The following is a 25,818-nucleotide window of genomic DNA, read 5'->3' as shown; positions in this document are numbered from 1 at the left end:
ATACTTCATATCGTAAAAAGCGCGAATGTAAAGGTTTTATACTTTCTGAAAAACAGGCTTTCGACAGTTGTTTGCTGAATGACGTGTTCCGGCTGCTCAATGCCATTTTTGGCACTGCTACCTTTTATTATCTTTAACAAATCATCACAAACAATCTCCGGCTATGAAAATTGTGCACGCCCTCTCGCGATACCTGTTTATCACCATCATCTTATTATTAACTATGCACACCTACGGACAAAACCCGATCAAAAATTACGCTCAAGAATGGAAAACGGTAGAAGGACTTGTCGGCAAGGGACTCGCCAAGGATGCCCTGGAACAGGTTAGGAAAATACATCAGCTTGCAAAAAAAGAGAAACAGGAAGCCCAGCTCATTAAAGCGGCCGTTTACATGATGCAGTTGCAGATGGAAAACCGTGAAGACAATGTGGTAACCTCGATCCGGGAAATGGAAAAAGAAATGGCCGAAAGCACCGGGGCGGCCAGACCCATCGTGACAAGCCTCCTCGCATCGCAATATTACGCCTACTATCAGACCGTCCGCTGGCAACTGTACAACCGCACGGCTATTGTCAACTTCGATAAAACGGACATTGCAACCTGGGGTACGGACGATTTTCATAAAAAGATAGGGACGTTGTACCTGGAATCAATCCGGGAAGAGGCACTTCTCAAAAGTACGAAGCTGGAACCCTACGACGCGATTATCACAAGAGGCAACATGCGCAAATTACGGCCAACGTTGTATGATTTACTCACATACAAGGCATTGGAGTACTTCTCGACCGATGAGCGTAATATCAAAAAGCCCGCTTACGCATTTGAGATCAATACGGCATCCGCATTTGATCCGGCTGCTGATTTTATACACAGGAAGTTTGAAACCAGAGACTCATCGTCGCTGGAATATCAAGCTCTGCTGCTTTATCAAAAACTCGTCGCATTCCATCTCGGAGACGCGGATGCCGGCGCGCTGATCGATACCGATCTGGCCCGTCTTCAATATGTGAGGCAGAAATCGGTGCATCCGGACAAGGACACGCTGTATTTCATGGCGGTAAGCCATGTTGCAGATCAGTACCAGTCGACACCGGCCGCCGCACAGGCCTGGTACCTGAAGGCACTATGGTTGAATGAAAAAGCGGACAGCTACAAGCCCGGCAGTGATTCTACTTTCCGTTTTGAGCGGGTGAAGGCATTGGAAATCTGTCAAAAGGTCGCACAGGAAAATCCGGAGACGGAGGGTGGGATGAATGCATTCAATCTTTCAAAACAGATCCCGCGGAAGAATCTCTACTTTTCGGTGGAAGCTGTTAATGTCATCGGCAAGCCATTTCGCATATTGGTGAAGTATAAGGATTTCAACAAGTTGTTTCTGAGGGTGGTCAAGGCGGTGGATTTGATTAAAAATAGCCTGGAAAGGGATGATAACAATACAAAATGGTCGAGACTCACCAGTGCACAGCCTTTACGGGCCTGGGAGCAATCTCTTCCGGAAACCAAAGACCATCAGGAACATGCCGTTGAAATAAAATCTGACGGCCTGCCCTCCGGAGAGTATGTGCTGCTGGCCTGCTCCGATCCGGGCTTCAAAAATAAGGAGGCAGTGCTCGGCGCCACATTGTTTTACGTATCCGACATCAGCTATGCCCAAAAGGAAAACGACTTCTTTATCCTGAACCGTGACAATGGCCAGCCGCTTGCCGGGGCGACAGTACAGTTGTGGGAAAAAAGCTATAACTACAATACAAGGGTTTATGTCAATAATAAGGGTCCGCAACTGACTACCGATGCATTCGGGCATTTCAAAAGACCGCCCTTGCGAAACACTACGAGAGGCGAACAACAACTGCTTGAAATCACTTATCAGCAGGACAGGCTCTTTTTACAGGAAAATACGATTCGCTATTACTACCACGAAGAGGAGACAGAAGAAAGTAGTAAACAAGCGGAACACGTGTATCTTTTCACAGACCGAAGCCTGTACCGTCCCGGGCAAACGGTTTATTACAAAGGTATCGTCAGAAGGGGCAGCAGTGTGCTCGAAGACCAGCGTGCGGAGTTTACCGTTAGGCTTTACAATGCGAATGCAGAGCATGTGGCCGAAACAAAGCATCATGTCAATGCATATGGAAGTTTTTCAGGTTCATTCAATATTCCGCAAGGCGGCCTCGCTGGTAACTTTTACATACAGGTCCGGGATGAGTACCGGGCCGGTTTCCGGGTGGAGGAATACAAACGCCCCCGGTTTGCTGTCGGGTTCGACACACTCAAAACCGCTTATAAAGTTAATGAACAGATTAAAGTGACGGGCAAAGCCTCGGCCTACGCCGGTAATCCGATCGATGGGGCCACAGTGAAATACCGGGTCGTACGCACGCCACGGATCATATACACCTGGTTGGTTAAGCGCTGGTGGCAGCCTATGGAACCGATGGAGATCGGGCACGGTGACACAACCACCGGAGCTGATGGCGAGTTTATAATTAATTTTCAAGCTATTCCGGATCTGAAAATCGACCCTAAAACGGACCCGGTATTTGACTACACCATTTACGCCGATGTGACGGATAGCAATGGCGAGACCAGAAGTTCGCAGACACAGATCTCCGTAAGCTACAAGTCTTATGTGCTGCAAGCCGATATTCCTTCGAAGCTGGATGTCAGCAGATTCAAATCTTTGCCTGTCCGTACCGAAAACCTGGCCGGCGCATTCGCTCCTGCGGACGCCACGATCCGGATCGAACGGATCGTACCGGAAAAGAGGCTGATCAGAAATCGTTACTGGCAACGGCCCGACCTGTTTGTAATGACCAAAAGCGAATACGTGTCCAGTTTTCCAAACGACGAGTACAACGATGAAACGGAAATGGAAAACTGGGAGGTAGCTGGGGCTGGCGTCGGCAAGACCGTCAGTCTCAGCCCGGATGCTGAAATTCCGGTTTCAGAATATGCGCTGACCGCTGGCTTTTATAAAATACAGATCAGTGCTGTCAATGCGGCCGGAGAAAAACTCACCGATGTCAAATTCATCGAACTGACGGATCCTAATTCCAAAAAACTAACCTATTCGCAATACATAGCAACCACGCACGGCAAGGCTATCGAGCCGGGCGAAAAGGGCAGCTATTCCTTAGCTACCTCAGCAGAAAAAGCATTTCTGATCACCAGCACCAATCGAAAATCAGCAGCGAAAGATTTCTCGTACATAACACTGAATGACGAGGTGAGGACTTTTGACTACACCGCTTCGGAAGCGGACCGCGGCGGATATTCCGTGGATTACATGTTCGTTAAGCACAACCGCGTACATACGTACATGGAAACCATCTCCGTGCCCTGGACCAACAAAGACCTGAAAATCGAATATGAAACATTCAGGGACAAAACGCTGCCGGGAAGCAAGGAAACCTGGAAGATAAAAATCAGCGGTTATCAGAAAGAAAAAGTGGCCGCCGAAATGCTTGGCAGTATGTACGACGCCTCACTGGATCAGTTTTACCCGCATCAATGGACGAAACCCTACGTCTGGCAAATGCAAGCCAACCTCCAGTACTGGACCGACAATGGGAACTTCCGGTTGACGAATGCGGATATCCGTTATGCCGAATATGGTGAATACAAATCTTTTGATAAGAGATATGACGAGTTACTCCAGGGTTTCGGGATATATGATCAAACAAGGCCAGTGAGTGCGGGTGGTGGTCGTTCAAGACTGCGAATAGCAGGTAAAAGCCCCGGCAATTTCGCCTCGGTACCGGAAGCCGCGCCTATGCAAATGGCGGATTCGGAAGAAGTAAAAGAAGCAGTTATTGCGAAAAAAGTACCTCTCGGTAATAATGTCCAACGAGAACAGGAAAAAACCAAGACAGGCGATGATGGAAACACAGCACTGAACAACGCAGCTCCGGCCACTCGTACCAACTTCAATGAAACTGCTTTTTTCCTCCCCGACCTGAAAACGGATCGCGAGGGCAATATTACCTTCTCATTTACAATGCCGGAGGCACTTACCAAATGGAAGTTTCAGGCGCTTGCGCATACGCAGGATCTGGCTTTGGGATACAGCACCAAAGAGATAATCACACAGAAAGAACTGATGGTACAGCCCAACCCGCCGCGCTTCCTGCGCGAAGGGGACCATATCAGCTTTCCCGTCAAAGTCGTGAATCTGACAAAGGCCGCGTTGCAAGGAGAAGCAACACTCCAACTGATCGACACGGAAACAAACCAGCCGATCGACGGGATTTTCAAAAACGGTAAACCATTGGGTGCCTTTTCAATCGCGGCCGGTCAAAGTGCATCCGTGTTATTTAGTTTGGAAGTACCCAAAGGTTTCAATAAAATGGTTACCTGGCGTGCAGTCGCCAAAGCTGGAAGCCTGTCCGACGGCGAAGAGAATATGCTTCCAGTGCTCCCCAACCGCATGCTGGTGACGGAAAGTATGCCGCTATCCATTCGCGGGGCCGGTACAAAGCATTTCACCTTTAATAAATTGCTCGGCTCGTCGAAGTCTACCACCCTGGTGCACCAGGCTATCACGGTCGAATACAGCAGCAATCCGGCGTGGTATGCCGTGCAATCCCTGCCCTACCTGATGGAGTATCCATACGAATGCGCCGAGCAAACCTGGAACCGTTATTATGCTAATACGCTTGCTTCGCATATTGTGAATGCCTCTCCACGCATTGCGCAGATCTTTAAGTCGTGGAAAGGTTCAGATGTGCTCCAAAGCAATTTGTCCAAAAATCAGGAACTCAAATCGCTGCTCTTGCAGGAAACTCCCTGGGTGCTGGCATCGAAAACCGAAGAGGAGCAGAAACGGAATGTCGCACTACTGTTCGATCTGGTCAGGATGGAAAACGAGCTGAATGCGAGTATGCGCAAATTACAGGAAATGCAGAGCTCCAATGGCGGATTTGTTTGGTTCAAAGGCGGACCAGACGATCGCTACGTTACTCAGTACATCGTTACCGGCATCGGACATTTGCAGAAAATCAAGGCCTTCCAACCAGCACAACAGGCAGGCATCAATACGATTCTGGAAAAGGCCATCCCGTATCTCGACAAACGCATTCAGGAAGACTATAACAATTTGGTTAAATACAAAACAGACCTGAAAAACTATGTCCCGGGCCCCGTAGAGTTGCAATATCTGTATGCCCGAAGTTTCTTCAGCAGACCTGTTCCTGCTTCCTCTCAGAAAGCGTACCAGTACTTCCGCGAACGTGCCCGATTAACCTGGGTCTCCCAATCCAAATTATTGCAGGGGATGACGGCATTGGCGGCGCATCGCACGCAGGATAGTAAAACGGCGAACCAGATCCTTACCTCACTGCGCCAAACCTCCATCCACAATGAGGAACTCGGCATGTACTGGAAAACCAGCCAGCGCGGCTGGTGGTGGCATGAAGCCCCTATCGAACGCCAGGCGTTGCTGATCGAAGCATTTCAGGAAATCGGGAATGACCAGACCGCCGTGGCTGATCTCAAAACTTGGCTCCTTAAAAACAAACAAACTAACAACTGGGAGAGCACCAAGGCCACGGCAGAGGCTTGTTATGCATTGCTGATGACAGGTGCGAACTGGCTTACTGAAAACCCGCAGGCTACGATCCGGCTGGGCGATACTGAAATCACGCAAAAAGATCAGAAAACCGAAAACGGGACGGGGTACTTTAAAAAGACCATCGATACAGGCATTACATCGGGGATGGGAACAGTCAGTCTCGATGTCGAAGCTACCGCGGGCACATCGTCAATGCCCGGCTGGGGCGCTGTATACTGGCAGTACTTTGAAGACCTTGACAAAATCACCTTTGCAGAAACACCTTTAAAACTTTCCAAAAAACTGTTCGTGGAGAAAAATACAGATACAGGCCCCGTGCTTACACCGGTCAATGCAGGCGACCAGGTACATATCGGCGACAAGATCAAAGTCCGTATTGAACTTCGCGTAGACCGCGACATGGAATATGTGCATATGAAAGACCTGCGCGCGTCCGCACTCGAACCTGTGAATGTGCTCAGCGGCTATCGCTGGCAAGGCGGTTTGGGTTATTATGAAAGCACCCGGGACGCCAGCACAAATTTCTTCTTCAGTAGTTTGCGAAGAGGAACCTACGTGTTCCAATACCCGCTTTTTGTAACCCACGAGGGCGATTTCAGCAATGGCATCACGACGATCCAATGCATGTACGCGCCCGAATTCACGGCGCACAGTGAGGGAGTCAGACTTAAAGCATTACCAAAAAAGTAACATACAATGTCATTACAACTCATCAAGGCTACCATCAACGAGCTGGAAACCGTCAGACGATTAGGGATTGAGACATTCTTCGAGTCATTTGCGGATCTCAACACCAAGGAAAACATGGCCGCTTATCTGGCAACAGGTTTCAGCGTCGAAAAAGTAACCAGCGAGCTGGAAAACCCTTCTTCCGAATTCCATCTTGCCTATTTTAACAATGAACTGATCGGCTACCTGAAAATCAACCACGGTCCGGCCCAGACCGAACTAAAAGACGGAACATCGCTGGAAATAGAGCGGATCTATGTCCTGAAAGCTCATCAGGGCAAGAAAATCGGGCAGTTGTTATTTGAAAAAGCGGTGAACATAGCCCGCCAGCATCACTACCAGTCCATTTGGCTGGGAGTTTGGGAAAAAAACGAGAAGGCGATCGGCTTTTATACGAGAAACGGATTTATCGCATTCGACCGCCATCTGTTTGCACTGGGCGATGACATTCAAACCGACCTGATGATGCGGCGGAATTTGTAATTTGTATTATCTGACGGATTCCTGAATTTTCAAAATAGCATTGGCAAAAGCTTCCATATCTTCCCTTTCGCCCAGCATGGCATGTTGCAAGATCCATACGGCATCCGTGTTGCATGCCTGCTCGGCCACCGGGCAGCAGACGGCCGTGTAGTCGACATTTTCCGGTATCGCGTAACACATGAAGTTTTTGTTCTGGAATAACGGCTGTTTGTAAAGTGGGTGGGGATAACCTTTAAAACTCGGCACGCCTTCCGCGGCAAGCATGGCAGCGAATTCGCTTTTGGGCAGACCGCCAAACTTCGAAGCATCATATTTGAAAATATAAATATGGTAGCAATGGAGTGTGATCGCTTCTGTGCGCTTCAAGGGTGTGATTCCGTCGATACTACCCAATAAGCTATTGAGATACAACCCATTTTCATTCCTGAGGCGTGTCTGTCCTTCGAGTCGTTTGAGTTGCTCCGACAACAGCACCGCCTGCATTTGGGTGATGCGATAGTTGCAGCCCGGATTGTAATGGTCATACCATTGCCCCCCTTCGATACGCCCCACATTGCGCAGGGAATGCATCGTGGCGTACAATTCATCGTCATTGGTGATTACAATACCTCCCTCTCCCGAAGTAAGGTTTTTGGAAGACTGGAAACTGAAACTCCCCACATCCCCGATCGCACCCAGTTTTTTGCCTTTGTACTCAGCGCCGTGCCCGTGAGCAGCATCTTCGATTACCCTCAGGTTGTGCCGCCGGGCGATGTCCATGATCGCGTCCATATCGCAGGATTGCCCGCCGAAATGGACCGGGATAATGGCCCTTGTCCGGGGTGTAATCGCCGCTTCGATGGCTGCCGGGCTGATATTGTAAGTTTCAGGATCTATATCCACAAAAACCGGAACACAATTGCATTCGATCACCGACGATGCCGTGGTGATAAAAGTATAAGGCGGTACGATCACCTCATCGCCCGGTTTCACGCCACAGGCCATCAATGCCAGTCGTAACGATACCGAGCCATTCACGCAGGTAATGGCATACTTGCTACCGCAATAAGCCGCAAATGCTTTTTCAAACCGTTCTACCTCGTCACCACAATCCGGGTTACCCCACTTTCCACTGGCGACGACCACCGAAACGGCAGCAACCTCCTGCTCGTCGTAAACGGGCCATGTAAAAGTCTTCGTAATGGTTACAGGTCCTCCATAGATGGCGAGTTGTTGCCGTTTACTGCTCATAGGTTCGATAGTTCTGATTGAATTTTACGGAAATACTAGACTTGCCCGGTTTCAGGCTATCTGCTCCCAGGTAACGGTAACATTATAGTCTTTTTGGACGACAACCCAGTATTTATCCCATAAACTCTTAGATCCACCCCACTTATGAACAACAGACAATTACTTTACGCCCTGCTGGTTGCAGGCATTTCACTCGGCACTGCCTGGGCCATCCGTGGACAATTCGGACATGAACAAGGTGCGGCCTGGGCGGGCGGCATCGGAGGATTGAGCATTGTATTGCTTGCCAAAAGAAAGGATTGGTATGCCAAAGCATTCCAGCTCACGCTCGCTTCCGCCATTGGCTGGGGTGTGGGCGGCATCATCAGTTATGGCAAAGTCGTTGGTTTTGCACGAGGTCTCGAATTCGGGAACGTGTATTACGGTTTTCTGATGCTCTTTGTCATCGGTGGGTTGTTCGGCCTCATTGGTGGTGGCTTGTTCGGCCTTGTATTGGCTTCCAGCAAAGAAAAGCCCGTTCAATGGCCCCAGTTAATCACCGAAATGACGGCCGGTGCGATCATTTTTTACTATTTACTCATTGAGGAGCTCGGCTGGCTGATGACACCTCCGCGTTCCGAAGCCTGGGCTGCATGCTTTGGAATGGCCGTCGCGATGTTCTGGTACATGATCCGCAACAAGCAGCATTCGGCTATGCGGCTGGCAGTTTTTGCCGGATTGGGTGGTGGATTCGGATTTGCATTTGGCAACTTCCTGCAAGTCATGGGCAGTGTCTCCGGCATCAAATTCAATTTCTGGAATGTGATGGAGTATTCGATCGGCTTTTTCGGGGGAATCGGAATGGCTTATGGCACATTTACGTCCGAATGGGAGGTATCCGAGACCAAAACAAGTAAGTCATCCTTGCTCGCTCCCCTTGCCATTCTCACATTAATCATTCCCTTTATCGTCTGGGACCAATCGTTTGAAACAAAAAGACTGACCGAAACCATCCTGCATTTCGATTCTGCCGCAGACGCCGCAGGAATTACGCTGTACGTACAGTGGGTAGCTTTATTGCTGGTGCTTGCATTCGGAGGTTACTCTATTTACCGGTATTACTTCCGTGAACGCTATGCCTTCTTTGAACAGCCATATGAAGGACTTCAGGCGTTTTTCTTCCTGAATCTGGGTTTATACACGATTTTCAGCATCCTTATTACCTGCGCATTCATGAGCCTCTACCGGATCGAGCAATACCTCTATATCCTGAACGTGCTGGTGATCGGCATTCTGATGAAGAAAATGCAACCGGGCTTCTCTGATAGGGGCTTAAATCTCAGCCGCTGGGCTATCAATTTCATATTCGTCGTAGCCATTTTCGCGATCCTGACCGCAGTAGCGATCAGTACGCACGGGGAGCTGAACGGTGCTAACAGGCGGTTTGAATAAGACCGCAGCTTTTAGCCTGATTGTAGGTCCCGATTGATGGAAAACTCGGGCTGGCGGAAGTACGCACGAGGCCGAAAGCAATAAAATGAGGGCTATCTAACAAACGCCATTCCGGATCCCCCGGAATGGCGTTTTAAGTTTATCGGTGCATTCCAAGCTCCTTTAAGGCACTAATCATCTTTTCCGGCTCATCGGTCTGAATGACATTGGCCCCCTGCTTCGTCAGATCAAGCAATACTTTCTTCGCGTTCCCTTTCCGGATTTCATTGTCCGGCACACCCAGCGCATTAATCCACACCCGGGCATGTTTAGCCCTGATGAGCGACGTTACTTCCGGTGTATAAAATTCTGAGTCGATATGTACCACTTCAGGATCGAAACGGCTCAATGCAGAATCCGCCATAGCTTGTGAATAGGCTCTGGGCATGATCATGTACTTTTTGGAGGCAGAATCCACTTTTGAAAGAATTTCGTAATCACTGTCAAAAAAGAATACAAAGTTGCCTGCATCCATTTTCCGGACCACTTCAATCACCTTGTCGATTCGGTCGGTTTTAAGGTCGAGATCGACCAAAATATTGCCTTTCGCGGCTTGCAGGGCTTCTTCCAGCGTTGGAATCGTTTCCGCAGTGACCTGGCCTTTTGAAACCAGTCTCAGTTTTCGCAATTCTTCAAAAGTCTGGGTTTCCAGATTTCCTTTCCCGGTTGTGGTGCGATCGACCTTACCGTCGTGCATGAGCATCGGAATGCCGTCTTTACTCACTTTCACATCGATTTCAACAATATCAACACCCAGGCGAATGGCCTCCCGGATCGCAGGTAACGAGTTTTCAGGAAGCTCATGATGTACCGCCCGGTGCGAAGCCACCAGCACATTTTTCGAATCGGGGTTCAGAAATTCTTTTCTGACCGGTTCAAGCTGCGTTTGGGCTTCGGTCTTTAAAACAATGAATAATAAGAGAGCTGATGGTAATGTAATCCTGGTCATTATGATTGAAATTATTGAATACTACTTGGTGATCGTCAGCTCGTCCTTCACATCACCTTCCGGGTTGTAACATTTATAATACAATGTGTTGCCCTTAATGGAAATGTGCTGATAAAGCGGCCCATCCTTGTAACGCACCACAGCATAATCCTCATCCGGCCACCGCACCTGCTTGCCTGGGATGCTGATCGACATGGTGTAAATCGTGCCTTTCGCGGGCGATGCCGCCTCCTTTTGATGGAACATCGGCTTCGTGCGCAGATAATAATGCATGTGCCCGCTCATGACCATGTCCACATGGTATTTATCGAACAATGCGCACCATTCCCGCTGGATTTCATCATAAGGCTCTTCGAAGTTGTAAGGCGGGAAATGAAACATGGCAAACTTCCACTTCGCTTTGGAGTTTTTCAGCTGCGCCTCCACCCAGGCACTCTGCGCCGGTACCGACAGCGTGCCATCGAGCATCAGGAACAGTGCATCCTGGTAATTAAATGCATATGTCATTTCAGACGGCTGCCCCTCAGGGCCATTCTCCGGTAAGCTGAACATCTCCTTGTACATCCATGCACCCAGTCCATCCTGACTGTCGTGGTTCCCCGGCACGGGCATCAGCGGCCGCGTGGTAAACGTTGACCCGGCGTGGTCCCAGAGCTGGTCCCAATCGTCGCGGTGCAAGCCTGTTGTCACCAGGTCACCAGCGATGGAGAAAAATGACGCTTCCGGATGCCTTTTGATGGATTTTTGCGCCATACTGCCCCAGATCGGTGAATAATGCGTATCTCCGAACCAGATAAACGAAAAGTCCTTTTTTTGATCCGAAGCAGTCTGAAACGACGATGGCTCAGACCAATCTTTCCCGTTGCCAATTGAATAGTGATACAATGTACCCGGCACCAGCCCGGTGAGTTTCGTTGTAAAACGGTTTACAAAGCGATCGTTCTGCAATAACCTGTCTTCCATTTTAAATCCCGCGCCGCCGGTAACGAGCGTATCTGCAGCCCCGGCCTTCCAGTACTTCACTTTTCCGTCGGTGATCCGGGGATTTACACGCCATTGAATGTCCACAGTCGTCGATGGGTCTCCACTCCACGTGAGGACTACCTGATCGGGGTTTTCCGTTGATTGGGTTGCCGTCTTTCGGAATGCATTCGTTAGGTGTGCCTCGCGCGCCCGGCCACGCACTGTCGTGAAGAGTACCTGGCCTTTCAATTCGTCGGGTACTTCGGTCAGGGTCAGCCCATCCCAGTCATGATAGGTAAATGCACCCACCTGCATGGTATCCAAAGGGTATTGGGCAGGGACGACGTTCGTTATGGAGAGTTTATCATTCGCGTTCTGTGGTGCCACGCTGATAAAATACACGGGCCGGTCTTTGTCAAAACCATTGATCCCCAGCCCTATCGGCCCTTTATCAAAGTCTTTCTGCCAGACTTCGTAAGTAAACTCTTCATTCTTGACCAGCATGTTCGTTTTCCTGAATCCAGTCTTTTCGAGCCAGAATGGAGGAACCACCTGGCCGGTGTGCCGCATCAGCGATACTTTGACCGGCACATTAGCTTCAAAATTCCAAAAACGTGTAGCCAGTACTTCTTTATCCTGTTCGCTCAGCATGCCCAGGATATAATTATCCGAAATCGTGTCCAACTGGGCAGGTGTCAGCGTCTCATAAAACTTCGTAACGACCCGGTCTATTACTTCTTTGACAGACCCTTTTGGCAGCTCCTTCGTTTTCGTACAAAAAGATAGGAAGCAAGGGCATAGCAAGCCCCACAGCAGCAATTGTTTGTATTTGATCATGGCTATTTCAAATTTCCCGTCAGGTATAGGTACACCTATTTCCAGGATTTACAGCACCGACTTATTATCCGTCAGAAACACCCTTGTACTTTCGGTGTAGACGGCTCCTTTCGGTGTTTTATATTTCAAGTCAACATAGAATGCGCGGAAACCGCTTGGTGGAAGCGACTCGGTCACTTTCACCGCAGCCCTTTTGCTAATGCCCAGACTTTTGGAAGTCCAGGTATCGTTTCGCAGGTCTTGGTCAGCGGAGCTGGCCGACCACAGGATCACATCCACCAAGGCATCAGGAGTGGTTTTGATATCCAGGCTTACCCTCCGGTTTTTTACCGACTGGCTCCATTTACATTCGGTATATGGCCTTTTGTTCACCGTTGCACCGAAGAATGCGCTGAGTGCCTCCATCGCTTGCTGCCCGTCTCCCAAGTCGTGTCCTGCATTCGGGACATAATGCAGCATATTGATGCCTGGAATCTTGTCCAGATAATTTTTGATATTGTCTACCACCCAGTATTCATCATTCGTTCCCATGAAAATCATTTTGGGCATCGTCAGTTTAGCACGGTAAGAATACGGATCGATCATTATCGTAATCGCCTGGCCATCCGGGGAACCGGTCGACTGCGGAATGCCCAGCTTTACATAATCCTCGATTTGAACGCTGTAATCTCCCCAGGATTTGATCTGATAGTCGAGGCTCACCGGCATATTCAGCACGTCGATCACCATCGGTGCGATTGCCTCCACACGTTTGTCGCTCGCGCCCGTGAGCCAGGTCGTCCAGCCACGTTTGGATGCGCCCGTAACGACGAAGCGGTTAACCGTATGTTTTAATTGTTTTTGGGAAAACTGCTGGACCGCATCCATAGCCTTCACCGCACTTTTGACCATGGGGAAAAGCAGCGGCCAGCTGTAATCCTTGTCTTTTTTGAAATTGTGTAAAGTGTAGGATATCAATGCGTCCTCGGTCAGGTCACCGAAAAACGGCTGGTTAGGCGTTTGTTTCAGCAATGCAACGATCGCATGGTTGGTGGTGGCCACTGCACCCAGCGAGCTGTACATTTTTTCATCCTTTTTACTGTTCCAATTAGGAAGTTCCTTGTCATTCGAACCGCCGGTGATGAAGAGCAATGCATCGTCGTGCCGGTTTTCTTTGGGAACGATCACCGTAAGCTGGTGTGTCCAGGTAAACTCCCGCCACTTTTGAGAAGTTAGCAGGATATTGTAAAAAGTAAGATTTTCACGGGTAAAGGATTCTTTCAGCTCCCATTTGAATGTCTTGTCGCCATTGTTGAGATAGCTTTCCAACGCATTTTCAGGAGTGACCTTCTGTGCGTTGAGCGAAACAATAGTCAGCAATGCAATGATGATGGTTTTTAATGCTGTACCGGCAATTCTGGAAAACATGTTTTATCAGGTTTGAGATGAAAAGTCTGGTTTATTGTCCTGCCAAAGGTCTCGGGCTGTCGTTCACTAATTTCAATGCCTGTTCGATATAAATCTCGCCCGTCATTTCGCCAAGGCTTGTACTGCTGACGTAATCGTATCTTTTGAAACTATTGAAATCTACCTTGCTGAGCATATAGCCGAATGCATCGTTGGTCAACCCGAACAGGAAAGGTTGTTTGGTGTGCATATGCCTTTTGATATAATAACCTATGTTCGGTAGCGCTTCCCCAGGAACAGTCAGCACCTGCGCGGTACCGATGTTTAGCAGGTTCAGTTGGGTTACGATACGGTTATCTCCCGCCATTTCATTTTTAATCGGCGATTTTTGAAGGATATAGCGCATAATCTCCGAATCCACCGGGAATTCAATTTTTTTGGAAACACAAAACAAATCAGGGTTTTCCTGCAAAATCGCGCTATTCGCGATCCTGAGTGCTTCGTCGGCCAGCAGCTCGCCTATTCTTTTGCATTCATTCCAGTCATTGGCCTCCTTCCCGTTTTCAAGGCGGTTATCAGCTGTCACCATTCCACCCTGCGCACCATTCATAAAAACAGCCGTGCCTCCTCCCCGTGCTTCGATGCGGTCATAAAGCGGACCGCAGAGGTCAGGACTCAATATGCCCCTTCCTGATCCGATCACCTCGGGATGAATCGCATAATTCACCAACGTCGCAATAGGCTGTCCTTTTTTAGTACCGGAAGCCGCAATGGCCTGGATCACCCCGCACCTTGGATCATACAGCTGGTCGGCATAGTAGTTATAGGCGATTTTACCTTTTGCCTCCCCCACCGCAATCATCAGAGAAGCATCTTCCAATTTTTGAACCGCCTCATTCACCGCATCGGCAATCTGTGCCACACAATGATCGAGATAGGCCAGGTCTGCAAAGGATTCGCCCTTTTCGTTGGGAAATCCGTACGCGTCCGGCCCGCTGTGCGTGTGCGTGGCACCGATGAGCACGTTCCCTGGAGGAATGCCCTTAATGAGTTTCCGCGATTTGTTCCCCAATGCAGCCGGCCAGCCCAGGTTGTCCACATTTACGATGGCAACACGCACGCCACCCTTCTCCATAACCAGTGCCCGCACGGAAAGCTCACCATTTTTCTCCGTAGCCTTTTTAGGCGTACCGATGCCGCCCGACACCGGCAGCAACGGATTGGGGGTGATTGTCCTCACTGCCGCAGCGGCCCTGAAATGCTGCGCCATCACGCCGGCTCCGAACAGTACACATAAACAGCAGAAAAAAATACACTTCGATTTCATCATGAACGGATTTCAGTGAAAGGGCTTTAAAAGTAAACCGGAACTGTCGGCGGATTCGGACAGCCCCGGTTTGAAATACTCACCTTAAACCAATGCGACTACCATGGTTTGCCGGTACCTTGTACAAGCCATTGCTTCGACCATGGGCTGTTTCCTTTATCCGCCTGCGAAAAGCTGGTCACTTCCAGCTTGCTTACTGCACTTTCCGCATTCGCTTTGTTGATACGCAATTCGTCCTGCATGTAATAGAACCGTAATGGCAACACTTCCCTTTTCGCTGCCGCGCCCGCTTTCAATGCAGGCAATCCGGTTCTGCGGAAATCAAACCATGCTTCGGTCGCCGCCGTCCAGCTGGCGATCCATTTCTGTTCGATGATCTGTTTCAATGTATTATCAAACGCGACACCGGGAGTTGCTATGTACGCGTCATACTTATCACCGACAGTCCAGGTTTGCATCGATGCCTTCACACCAGCTTCGTAACGGTCTTTGGCTACCCCGGCCGCCCAGCCTTTCAATGCGGCTTCGGCAAGGATAAAATTCACTTCGGCAGCCGAAATCAGGCGGGCTCTCAACAGCGGGCCTTTGGCAGCTTTGTAAATGTTATTCAGGAAGGATACGTGCGGATTGAATGACGTTTGTCCCGGTGTCGGGTTCAGGTTGTAGGCTGATGGCAGGGCAGAAAAGCTCGGAGGCAGTCCCACGTACTCGGGATCCGTGTCGATGAGGGCGGCACCTACTTTATCGGGTGAAAGAATGCGCTTGCCATCGACGATCTTGTCCGTTCCGGCAGGCTGCTTGGGATCAACGACCAACGGTATTTCGACTTTATTAGCCCAAATACCCAAACGGGGATCCTTAAGGGTTTGCAGCCTCTCCACCAGCGTTGCGCACATTTTGATACGACGGTAATTACTTCCGCTGGCGTCGATCACAGTGTTGGCAGGCCATGAGTCAGCTTCGCTGTTGCCGGGAAAGCCCATCGTGGCGTCCTCCGCATTGGAAGTAATGATCGGATATTGTGCAGCATTGGCTACAATTTTCTCGATGCCGGCTTTGGCTATGTCCGGCTGCTTCGCAGAAAGCCTCATATAGTAACGCAACAGCAGCGAATTGGCCATTTTCCGCCATTTGGCAGGATCACCACCATAAAATACGTCCACATTGTCCACGATACCTTCATAGTCAGCTTTCGATTTGGAAAGCAATGTGTTGGCTTTTTCAAGGTCCGCGATGACGCCGGCATAAATCTTGTCCTGCGTATCGAATGCAGGTAAAATATCATCCACAGCACCTGCCTCGCCTTTGAGCGCGTTGGTATAAGGCGCATCGCCCCAAAGGTCGGTGATCAACCCGAACATGAACGACTTCATGACCAGCGCTACTCCCTGGTGAAACTCAAAATTCAGGGCAACCGCACGGGTATAGACCAAATCGTTGTTACGTAGCACATCGTAGTATCCGTTCCAGCTCTGATCACCCCCCCAGTCGTAGTCGTTGTGTTCACTCGACCACGCGTCCTTTTGCGTATGCTGCACCACACCTGCGATGTTCTGATAGCCCAGGTTCACATAAAGTTTCGCAGCTTCTGTCAATACAGTAGGCAACACCAGATTCGGGTTCACCGTCTCTGCCCCAACACCGTTGGGATTCTCGTTGAGCTCCGTCAGATCCTTACAGGAAAAGACCATACATGCCAGCAGAAGCGGGATGATGACGAACTTTTTGTTGATATTTTTCATGAGTGTATTTATATTAAATAGACTGTATGATTCACAATTAGAAAGTTAACCCAAGCTTGAAGCCAATCGGCATCACCCAGGGCGTCACGTTGTAACGTTCGATACCCTGCTTGAACTGCGTACCAGCCTGCGCGCCTGACTCCTGCTGGAATGCCTGCTCAGGATCAATTCCGATCTTGGCTTTGGTCCAAAGAATAATATTCCGGCTATACACCGCCACGTTGGCATTCTGCAGACCCAGGCGTTTTACAAAAGTGGATGGCAGGTCATAACCAAGCGATACTTCGCGCAGCTTCACAAACGAGGCATCGAATGTAGCAGCACGGGTAAAACTCCATGGATAGTTGTCACCATAGGGAATATATTTTGTACCCGGTCCACCGAGATTTTCGGTATAGCCCACGATATCCCCTTCTCCATTGTATTCCGCGATTACTCCGGGGTTGAAGACGGCATAGTCATAAGTGTTGCCGCCGTACTCAAACGGGAAGCCACCATACTCTTTGGTAGGTCCGCCCACGATCGGGAAGTTGTTACCTCTGATCACTACTTTATCATTATTGACAAGATAGTTGCGCAACTGATCACCGGTCATGCCGTTAGGATTGATCAGGTTATCCAGGAAGCGCTGTGATTTCAAATCGGATTCGCCGTAACGGTAGGTTTGCGATACGAAGTCCCCGCCATTACGCCAATCGAATGTCATGTTCAGGCTGAAACCTTTGTATGACAGAGAAGTTTGCATCCCCAGGATAAAGTCTGGGTTGAAGTTACCGATCTTGTTACGGGTATTCGAAGCACCGATGCTCTGCCATGAACCATCGTCGTCCAGGATCGGATAGCCATAGTAAGGAGAAGCCTTATCCTGAACAGTTACGATCTCGGCATCATAGATATCCCCGATTTTTTCGCCCACGTAAGTCCATGCACCGCCTTTTGCGTCAGTCCACAATGTATAAAATTCCAGACCTTGTGAAAGTGATTTGATCGTAGTCCGGTTTTTCGACCAGTTGGCATTGATATCCCATCTCCATCCGTTCTTATCGATCGGCGTTCCGCCAAGTGTCAGTTCAAGACCTTTGCTTACGAGCAAACCCGCGTTGATATTCTTCGAAGTAAAACCACTGGATCCGGGAAGCTTGGTCGGGATGATCTGGTTGCGGTTTTCGACCTGATAGTAAGTAGCAGAGAGTCGGACACGGTTGTGATAAAGGTTCATGTCCACGCCGTATTCGTACGAAGTCGCGATTTCAGGCTTCAGGTCCGGGAGCAGGATCTGTCCCGACTTGCCCAGCCGGGTAATGCCGTCCCAGGCACCTGCATTGCCCAAAGTTGCCAGCAAACTATACGGATTGGTATCATTACCTACTTGCGCTACGCCTCCTCTCAGTTTCAGCATGCTGATCTGGTTTGCCATCGGGAACATTTCGTTCAATAACACGCTCAAAGAAGCTGATGGATAGAAATACGAGCGATTTTCCTTAGGCAGTGTACTCGACCAGTCGTTCCGTGCCGTGATGTCCAGGTAGATCATGTCCTTGAACCCGAGATTAGCCAATCCATACACGCTGAACACTGCTTTTTCATACAATGCGCTCGTGTAGTTTAAGTTGGCAGGTGCAATGTTCGACATGGTATACAGGCCGGGGATGATCAGGCCGGTGCCATTTTTGGTAGACGAGTTCTGATCGGTATTTTTCTGATACCGTGTGTTACCCCCCGCAGAAACAGAGAAGCTGAACTGGCTGATATCGCGTTTGTACGTGGCAAGGAAGTCGGCATTGCGCTCGAATCTCGATAAGTTGATCAACCCGAAAGCGCCGCGGCTGTCATTGGTGTAACTGTTACCGATTTTGGTCTGGCGTTCCTCCTGATAGGTATCCAGTGAGTACCGGCCCATCAAACTGAAATGCGGGGTGATCTGCCAGTCGGCTTTGAGGTTACCGAAAACACGGTCGCGCACAAAGCTGTTATTGACCTCATACGCCAGGAACCATGGATTGTTGTAGTCGCCCGGGCCTTGTGACAGCTGCTGTAAACCTTCCTGCCCCGGCACCCAGTAGTTGCGCAAATCCTTTATGTCGATATGCGGGGAAACAGCATATGCCCATTGCAGCGGGTTTGTTCCGCGGTTGGTTGCAGGACGATTGTTGGAGTTATTTCTGCTAAAATCGATATTGGTACTGACTGTCAGCTTCTTACTGAGCTTAACTGACGAATTCACATTGAGTGAGTTCCGGAAAAGGTCTGAATTTGGAACAATGCCCCGGTTAGACATATTCGAGTACGACAACCGGTAGCTCACCAGATCATTACTGTTTGAAACCGATACACCGTTGGTGGTCGTGATACCCGTGCGGACGAAATTCTTCACGTTGTCGGGGTGTGACACCAATTCCGTGGGGATCGGATTGCCCTTTGCATCCTTGGGGCTATTCCATTGAATCGCCTTGTAGCCTTTGTCGAGCTCCGGCCCCACACCACCGGCAGAGTTTTCGTCAATGAGTAACACCCCGCCCGGATAGGGATTATTGTCCGGTGTAAATGGCAGTATACCTGTTGCGAACTTGTGGTGCATATTCAGGTATTTGTAGGGTTTGTCAAAAACCGTATTGGAATTGACCGAGACAGTCATCTTCTTGGATTTGCTGCCACTTTTGGTGGTGATCAGTACAACACCGTGGCCTGCGCGCGAGCCATACAGCGCCGCCGCATTAGGGCCTTTCAGGATCGATACGCTTTCCACGTCATCGGGATTGATGCTTGAAATGGCATTACCATAATCGACGCGGTTGTCATTACCAACCTGGCTTACATTGTTCAGTGTATTGGCAATGGGTACCCCATCCACGACGAACAGCGGCTGATTATCATTACTAAGCGAAGTAGCGCCCCGGATGATCATGCTCACCGACGAACCGGTACCACCCGTCGAACTGATCGTAACACCCGGAACTTTTCCGGATAGAGAGTTCAAAACGTTTTCCTGTGCCACCCGGCTGATTTCCTTGCCGTCGACCTCCGCGATCGAGTACCCAAGCGATCGTTTCTCACGGGAAAGGCCTAATGCCGTAACCACGTGTTCCCCGAGCGTTTCGGCCCCTTCTGCCAGAACTACATTAATAACTGACTCATTACCAACCGTCACCTCCTGCGTTTCGTGCCCGATGTAGGAAAATACCAGAACCGCCTTGGTTCCTTCGTTGACATTGATGGAGTAATTTCCGGAAGCGTCGGAGGAAGTTCCGATCTGGGTACCTTTGACGATGATGCTGACACCCGGCAGAGAAGCGCCGTCAATTTTGGATGTGATCTTTCCCTTGATCGTCTTGTCGAGCCGCATTTTCCCGGCAAAGGAAGGGCTGACCGATAAAACTGCGACCAGCAGGCATAGAAACAGCCGTCGCAGATTAATAATAGAATTCGGGTCCATAATTTTCGAGTTTAAGGTGATTGTCACTTGTCATGATACTGAGAAATAGAGCTTAAAAAGAATTCACAGCCGGAGCGGCTTATATAATCAGTGTCTAAGAATATTTACAGCGTAGTTCATTGAAGCCTGGGATCACCACCTGGCCGCGAAGCCTGGAATTAACCCGATCTGAAATCCTGCCTACATTACTGGTGTTGGTGTCTTTAGTACTATTGTAAAACTCTGATTTTTAATTTATTCCCTAACGAAAACGATGAGATAGAGGAGGATTTGGGATTCAAGAAACCGGGCAACGGCGCTGTACCTGTTGCCCGGTCTTATTTATTATTTCAATAACCACATTTTGGAAAACTGGTCGTCCACAGCGGGGGTCAGCGAAGAGACGCCTACATCGTATGCATTTTTATTCTGCCCCAGCTCATCGCCCGGGTAACGGTAACGTTCCGGGAACGGGAAGCCGCTCAGACGGCCGTTGTTAAATATGTTGGGCAGCTTCGTGCGGCGAAGGTCCAGATACCCCTCGGAAGATACCAGGAACAGACCGATCCATTTCTGATCCGCGATTTTAGCCAGCTGACCAGCTTTGTCTGCCGGCAATGCAACCACTGGTTGAGCTAGGTATTTGGTAATCGCATCCTGACTTACCCCCCAGCGCAGCATTGAGTTGGTGATGCCTTTGCGATAGTAAGTGTCGGCACTTCCGGATATCAATCCCTTGGCGGCAGCCTCCGCGAGGATAAACTGGATCTCGTCGCTGTTCATGATCATTGCTTTGAGCAACGCATGTTTGTTTTCACGAAACAACTTGGAGAATTTCGAAACCTTGAAATTACCCACAGAACCACCCGCTGCCACATCGTAATGTCCGTTTCCGTTCTTCCAGTCGGCTAGCATTCCTGCTATAAAACCTACATAAACCTTATTCGAATCGAGGAGGATCTCTTTTGTTGCATAGGCTGCGATATCTTTGTTCTTACGGTCGATGTACTCCCAGGTCGAGGTGTAGGTATAACCATTCGGATCGGTGGTAGTGAAACTGACGCCATTCTTCGCAGGGTCACTGGTCCATGGCTTCTCAACGGGTGCGAACCATACCTGCATGCGCGGGTCATTCAGGCCTGTAAGCTTGTCAATCAGCGTTTTGCAGGGCCTTCTGGTATCGAAGTTGTCGATGGTCCCCCAGTTCAAAGGGCCTCCCGTCCATGAATTGCTGTTATCTCCGCCCAGTGTTCCGATGTACGAAATCGCGGCATTGTCCTCAGGGTCCGACATGATCGGCGCGTTGGCCAGTGCAGTGATGCGCGCGCCTGCGTCCGGCAGCTTCGCGGATGCACGCATCAGCAACCTCAGTTTCAGGGAATTCGAGAATTTCTTCCATTTTTCCTTGTTACCGGCAAACATCAGATCATAGCTGTCGGAAACAGTTTCTGTACCAGCATCCACCAATGCATTGGCCTCATCGAGTTCCGCCAAAAGTCCATTGTAGATATCCGCCTGTTTATCGTATTTGGGATAGAGCACTCCTTCTCTTGCCTTAAGTGCCTCTGAGTAATATACGTCGCCGTAAAAATCGGTCATGTATGAAAAAAGAAGTACCCGGAAAATCTTGAAGATTCCTTCATGGGTTTTCGAACCGCGCTGCTTCGCCAGACCGATGGAGCCGTCGGTCAATTTCAGGATTTCCATCGCGGCATACATATCGGCGACGGGAGATTTAAAGCCTGAATAGAAGTTGTCTCCGCTCTGGTAGTTGCTTTCCATGTGCTGTACCGCTCCCGGCAGCATGCGTGTATCGTAACCCATTTTCTGATAAAAAAGGGCTGTCTTTTTGATAATGGATGCCAGCAGGTAAGGATCATTCACGGATTCCACCGCATCCTTTTGCTGTAAGGCATCGTAGGTCCGGAGCTCATCGTCGCTGCATGAAAATAGTCCTGCAAGTGCAACAAGGGCGAATATTTTTATCGATTTCATATTGATTCTGAATGGAAAGTAATTAAAAATCAAGGGTCAGTTTCACACCGTATGACCGGATGCTAGGTAGTGTGGCCCTCAAAACCCCCTGGTTTGCGCCAACTCCGGTAAATGCCGATTCCGGATCTTCATGACGTCCCGACTTGTTCCACTGGAAGAGGTTTCTGCCCACCAGCGCGAGGGTCACATTGTTGAGCCTGTACTGTCTCGTCAGGGTCGATGGCAGGGTATATGCCAACGAGATTTCTCTCATCTTGAAATTGGTCGCGTCGTACGTACGGGTAGCTGTGAAGTTCCAGATGATATCACCATAACCGTTGTATGGGAAGTCATAGAATGTGTTGTTGGGATCTGCACCATTCACGATGTAATCCGAATCCTGGGCATTTGCCGGGTCACCCTCGTAGTTCGGGTTCAGGAAAACACCTTTCACATAGCTTGCATCCTGGAAGTCCGACCGCTTCCCGTCGTTATTGGCATTGATCGCATCATACTGGCTTGCTCCTGTGGCCGGCCATACCATTCCGCCATGCTCCGCATCACGACCACCTACCCACCACGGGTTGTTGTCTCCCGAACCTAATGTGGTTACAGCCCGTCCGTTCGATTCCAGGTATTGCTGGTTGACGGAAATGTACTTCCCGCCTTTCCGCAGACTACCTACCATATTCAATGTAAACTGTTTGTAGCGAAGCGTAGTGTTCAGACCCAGGATAAAGTCAGGGTTGAAGTTACCTAACTGCCCACGGTCTCTTTCGTCGGCCGATTTCTGAATTTTGCCTTCGTCGCTGTTGAGCAAGGGCATACCGGCGTATTTACCGGATTTTACGCGCAAAATAGGATTTTCTTCGTAGATATTACCGATCGTTTCTCCCTCCGCAATTTTCACTTTCGTCTTGCCGTCGTAGCTGGCAAATATGTATCCGTTCGGAGCAAATACGTCCGACAGGCGAATGATCTTGGCCTTATAGTGCGTAAAGCTGGCCGATACATCCCAAGAGAGGTCCTTGGTCTTGACCGGTGTAAAGTTCAGTCCCCATTCGTAACCCCTGCTTCTCACGTCACCAATGTTGGTCAGCATGCCTGTGTATCCGGAACCTTTGGGAAGCGGAATGTTGTCGATCTGATCTTTCTGTGTTTTCACGAAGTAAGTAAAGTCAAATCGTACACGGTTCTGCCAAAGTCCCAGATCGATACCTGCTTCCTGGGTGATCGAGTGTTGTGCTTTGATATTCGGATCCACAAGCTGCGCATTGAGCGAAACCGTGTTGATCGCTCCCCATGGGCTTGGATCGTAGCTGTAAGTATCGATAGAACGCTGTCTCACCAGCCCGTTTCCGACATCCGCCAGACCAAACCGGAATTTCATCAGGTTGATCGTCTCCGGCATTTTGAAAGTCTCAGATGCCAGCCAGCTCAGTGAAGCTGACGGATAGAAATAGTGGATTTTCTCCTCAGGCAGAATCCCTTTCCAGTCGTTACGCGCGGTCACGTCCAGGAAGAGCTTCTCATCCCAGCCCAGCGTTGCGGTTCCGTAGGCACTCACCGATTTACTATTGACGAACGGGCTGCCGCCTACCGTCATGGTACCTGCCTTGATATTAGCCAGGGTAAACAATGCAGGCGAGTTCAGGTCGCCACCGGAGATCTCCATATCGCTGGAATTGGTATAGCGATAATTACCGCCTCCCGCCAGGGTCATCGAAAGTTTGCCAAAATTCTTGCTGTAACTCAGGATCGCATCTGTATTGGCCTCTACGCTGCTATTACTTCCCTGCACATACTGGCCGTAAGCATCACCTTTGTCGCCCCACGACTTACGCAATTCATAGTTTTCCTTTACATTCTGCGTACCGGTCCGGAGCAGCAGCGATAATTCATCGGTAAGCTGCCAGTTGAGCTGGATTTTACCAAAATAATTATCTCTGCCAAAACGATGTATCTTCTCGTAGGTCGTAAACCATGGGTTATTCTCGGAAACATCGATGCCATTATCTTTCATAATAGCACCGTTCTGCCTTACCCCCTCAAAGCCGTCCATCCAGTAACTCCTCATATCTGAAAGCGGCTGAAGGTTGCTTGGCATGTTGAACAAAAGGCTGTTCAAAACGCTGTTCGAACCGGTTGTATTGGCCTTATTCGGATTGAAAGTATTAATGTAGCTCGCATTCACCGATACCGTCAGGCGATTCGTGATATTGTATTGTGAATTGAAGTTGATCGATTTCTGCTGCGTTTTCGTATTCGGCATCACCCCATTGTTGGTCATGTTCGACAATGACAAACGGAACGAACCCTTCTCATAATTACCGGTAACACCGACATTGTTGGTGAATGTGCTTCCGGTCCGCAAATAAGCCTTCATACGGTTCTCACCCGACGAAACCATCGGCCCGTTTTTCCACATCTTGGCCTTTACGTCCCAGTAATCTGACACGAAGCTGCCATCGAGCTTAGGCCCCCAGGTATCGGTATTATCATACTGCCATTCGTATGCCCGCTCACCTTGTCCGAACTCCGTCTGGCTTTCGATGAACTGGTAAGGCTTTTCAACGCTCGCCATGCTGCTGAACGAAATGCCAAGCCCTTTTTTTGCTCCTTTGCCGGATTTAGTCGTAATCATCACGACCCCGTTACCACCCTCTGCTCCGTACAATGCACCGGCGCTACCGCCTTTCAGGATCGTAATCGACGCGATATCGTTCGGGTTCAGCTGTGAAAGGATATTCCCGAAATCGACGCCGTCTTTCTGGGTGAAGGTTTGTGTCCCCACCGGGATACCATCAATCACATAGAGCGGTTGCGATTTCACTGACACGTTGGTACCGCCATTCCCGGTAGTCGGCATGGCCGTCGTACCACGGATATTGACCAGCACCGAAGATGTCGGGTCGCTGCTCAGGTTGGTGAAATTCACCCCGCTGACCTTACCGTCCAGCGATTTGAGCAGGTTAGGGTTACCGGCTTTCACCATATCCTCCCCTTTGATATTACTCACTGAGTAAGCCAGCGACCGCGCCTCCCGGCTGATTCCAAGGGCTGTTACAACAACCTCTTTCAGATTTTCCGCGCTCGGCGCAATGGCCACATCAATCACGCTGCGCCCGTTAACAGGCACTTCTTCCTGCACGTAACCCACAAATGAAAAAACAAGTGTAGGGTTGCCAGCGCCCACTTCCAGCGAGTAATTCCCGGAAGCATCGGACGTTGTGCCACTCTGTGTTCCTTTGATCAAAATGTTAACTCCTGGCATAGTCGTGCCGTCCTCTCTGGACGTCACCTTCCCTTTCACCACCTGGGCCTCGGCTGCCGAGGCCAGCAACACAGCCAGAACAATGGCAAATCGTGTGCGCAGCAAAAATTGTCGAAATGTAGAAACTGAATTCATATTAGTAGATTGGGTAACGGTTTCCATATATAGGGTTTACTTTACTTAATTCCCTTCCGGGGCCTGACCATTGGTATGACTTTCTTTCAGGAGCCTGTCAAAATAGATCTCCAGCGCATCCGAATACTTCTGCTGCTCTTCTTCGCTGGTAATACCTGCCAGCAGTTCCGACAATTCTTCCCCGGATATCCTGTTGCTGATCAGTTTATCAATCAATTTTTCTGCCCGGGAAAGTGCCATAACATTAGCTGGTTTAGTCTGTGTAGGATACTGGCATGCGAATATAAAGGACTATTCACCTTCAACGGATTTTTCCGCTGCCCGCCTGCTTCCCC

The 25,818-nt window shown here is 49.6% G+C and carries 13 protein-coding genes; 3 read left to right on the top strand and 10 right to left on the bottom strand.

The window, feature by feature from the left end; translation table 11 throughout:
• Positions 1-163 precede the first annotated feature (163 nt).
• On the top strand, positions 164-6,262 hold the full coding sequence (locus tag BP71_RS29690; RefSeq protein ID WP_496385237.1) for an alpha-2-macroglobulin family protein: 6,099 nt from the start codon (positions 164-166) through the stop codon (positions 6,260-6,262).
• A gap of 6 nt (positions 6,263-6,268) precedes the next feature.
• Positions 6,269-6,784 carry a GNAT family N-acetyltransferase gene (locus tag BP71_RS29685; protein WP_496385236.1) on the top strand — a complete coding sequence of 172 codons (516 nt, stop codon included), beginning with the start codon at positions 6,269-6,271 and terminating at the stop codon, positions 6,782-6,784.
• Positions 6,785-6,790: 6 nt separating this feature from the next.
• On the opposite strand, the gene BP71_RS29680 is transcribed toward BP71_RS29685, so the two are convergent.
• Complete coding sequence (locus BP71_RS29680) at positions 6,791-8,014, bottom strand: DegT/DnrJ/EryC1/StrS family aminotransferase (protein WP_496385235.1); 1,224 nt, start codon at positions 8,012-8,014, stop codon at positions 6,791-6,793.
• A 144-nt stretch (positions 8,015-8,158) separates the two neighbouring features.
• Here BP71_RS29680 and BP71_RS29675 point away from each other — a divergent pair, with 144 nt between their 5' ends.
• Positions 8,159-9,445: a hypothetical protein gene (locus tag BP71_RS29675; protein ID WP_496385234.1), complete on the top strand. Its 1,287-nt coding sequence runs from the start codon at positions 8,159-8,161 to the stop codon at positions 9,443-9,445.
• Between the two features lie 139 nt (positions 9,446-9,584).
• On the opposite strand, the gene BP71_RS29670 is transcribed toward BP71_RS29675, so the two are convergent.
• From BP71_RS29670 to BP71_RS29630, 9 genes are all read right to left on the bottom strand, one after another.
• Positions 9,585-10,433: a glycerophosphodiester phosphodiesterase family protein gene (locus tag BP71_RS29670; protein WP_496385233.1), complete on the bottom strand. Its 849-nt coding sequence runs from the start codon at positions 10,431-10,433 to the stop codon at positions 9,585-9,587.
• A gap of 21 nt (positions 10,434-10,454) precedes the next feature.
• Positions 10,455-12,233 carry a purple acid phosphatase family protein gene (locus BP71_RS29665; protein ID WP_496385232.1) on the bottom strand — a complete coding sequence of 593 codons (1,779 nt, stop codon included), beginning with the start codon at positions 12,231-12,233 and terminating at the stop codon, positions 10,455-10,457.
• A gap of 48 nt (positions 12,234-12,281) precedes the next feature.
• A complete protein-coding gene (locus BP71_RS29660; protein ID WP_496385231.1) occupies positions 12,282-13,640 on the bottom strand; it encodes a PhoPQ-activated pathogenicity-related family protein in 1,359 nt (452 codons plus the stop codon).
• A 31-nt stretch (positions 13,641-13,671) separates the two neighbouring features.
• On the bottom strand, positions 13,672-14,946 hold the full coding sequence (locus tag BP71_RS29655) for a hypothetical protein (RefSeq protein ID WP_496385230.1): 1,275 nt from the start codon (positions 14,944-14,946) through the stop codon (positions 13,672-13,674).
• 98 nt (positions 14,947-15,044) lie between these two features.
• Complete coding sequence (locus tag BP71_RS29650) at positions 15,045-16,688, bottom strand: SusD/RagB family nutrient-binding outer membrane lipoprotein (protein ID WP_496385229.1); 1,644 nt, start codon at positions 16,686-16,688, stop codon at positions 15,045-15,047.
• A 37-nt stretch (positions 16,689-16,725) separates the two neighbouring features.
• Positions 16,726-20,121, bottom strand: a complete 3,396-nt coding sequence (locus BP71_RS29645) for a SusC/RagA family TonB-linked outer membrane protein (RefSeq protein ID WP_496385228.1) — start codon at positions 20,119-20,121, stop codon at positions 16,726-16,728.
• Positions 20,122-20,445: 324 nt separating this feature from the next.
• On the bottom strand, positions 20,446-22,095 hold the full coding sequence (locus BP71_RS29640; RefSeq protein WP_496385227.1) for a SusD/RagB family nutrient-binding outer membrane lipoprotein: 1,650 nt from the start codon (positions 22,093-22,095) through the stop codon (positions 20,446-20,448).
• A gap of 22 nt (positions 22,096-22,117) precedes the next feature.
• Positions 22,118-25,483, bottom strand: a complete 3,366-nt coding sequence (locus tag BP71_RS29635) for a SusC/RagA family TonB-linked outer membrane protein (RefSeq protein ID WP_496385226.1) — start codon at positions 25,481-25,483, stop codon at positions 22,118-22,120.
• 45 nt (positions 25,484-25,528) lie between these two features.
• Positions 25,529-25,723, bottom strand: a complete 195-nt coding sequence (locus BP71_RS29630) for a hypothetical protein (protein ID WP_496385225.1) — start codon at positions 25,721-25,723, stop codon at positions 25,529-25,531.
• Between the last annotated feature and the right edge of the window lie 95 nt (positions 25,724-25,818).

It is taken from the genome of Dyadobacter ginsengisoli DSM 21015 (assembly GCF_059568735.1).
This window is presented reverse-complemented; position numbering and strand designations above follow the sequence as displayed.

What these genes read in the sequence shown, in the direction of transcription:
- BP71_RS29640 (WP_496385227.1), bottom strand. Translation starts at nt 22,095, where the DNA reads ATGAAATCGATAAAAATATTCGCCCTTGTTGCACTTGCAGGACTATTT.
- BP71_RS29660 (WP_496385231.1), bottom strand. Translation starts at nt 13,640, where the DNA reads ATGTTTTCCAGAATTGCCGGTACAGCATTAAAAACCATCATCATTGCA.
- BP71_RS29685 (WP_496385236.1), top strand. Translation starts at nt 6,269, where the DNA reads ATGTCATTACAACTCATCAAGGCTACCATCAACGAGCTGGAAACCGTC.
- BP71_RS29630 (WP_496385225.1), bottom strand. Translation starts at nt 25,723, where the DNA reads ATGGCACTTTCCCGGGCAGAAAAATTGATTGATAAACTGATCAGCAAC.
- BP71_RS29670 (WP_496385233.1), bottom strand. Translation starts at nt 10,433, where the DNA reads ATGACCAGGATTACATTACCATCAGCTCTCTTATTATTCATTGTTTTA.
- BP71_RS29635 (WP_496385226.1), bottom strand. Translation starts at nt 25,483, where the DNA reads ATGAATTCAGTTTCTACATTTCGACAATTTTTGCTGCGCACACGATTT.
- BP71_RS29675 (WP_496385234.1), top strand. Translation starts at nt 8,159, where the DNA reads ATGAACAACAGACAATTACTTTACGCCCTGCTGGTTGCAGGCATTTCA.
- BP71_RS29665 (WP_496385232.1), bottom strand. Translation starts at nt 12,233, where the DNA reads ATGATCAAATACAAACAATTGCTGCTGTGGGGCTTGCTATGCCCTTGC.
- BP71_RS29655 (WP_496385230.1), bottom strand. Translation starts at nt 14,946, where the DNA reads ATGAAATCGAAGTGTATTTTTTTCTGCTGTTTATGTGTACTGTTCGGA.
- BP71_RS29650 (WP_496385229.1), bottom strand. Translation starts at nt 16,688, where the DNA reads ATGAAAAATATCAACAAAAAGTTCGTCATCATCCCGCTTCTGCTGGCA.
- BP71_RS29645 (WP_496385228.1), bottom strand. Translation starts at nt 20,121, where the DNA reads ATGGACCCGAATTCTATTATTAATCTGCGACGGCTGTTTCTATGCCTG.
- BP71_RS29680 (WP_496385235.1), bottom strand. Translation starts at nt 8,014, where the DNA reads ATGAGCAGTAAACGGCAACAACTCGCCATCTATGGAGGACCTGTAACC.
- BP71_RS29690 (WP_496385237.1), top strand. Translation starts at nt 164, where the DNA reads ATGAAAATTGTGCACGCCCTCTCGCGATACCTGTTTATCACCATCATC.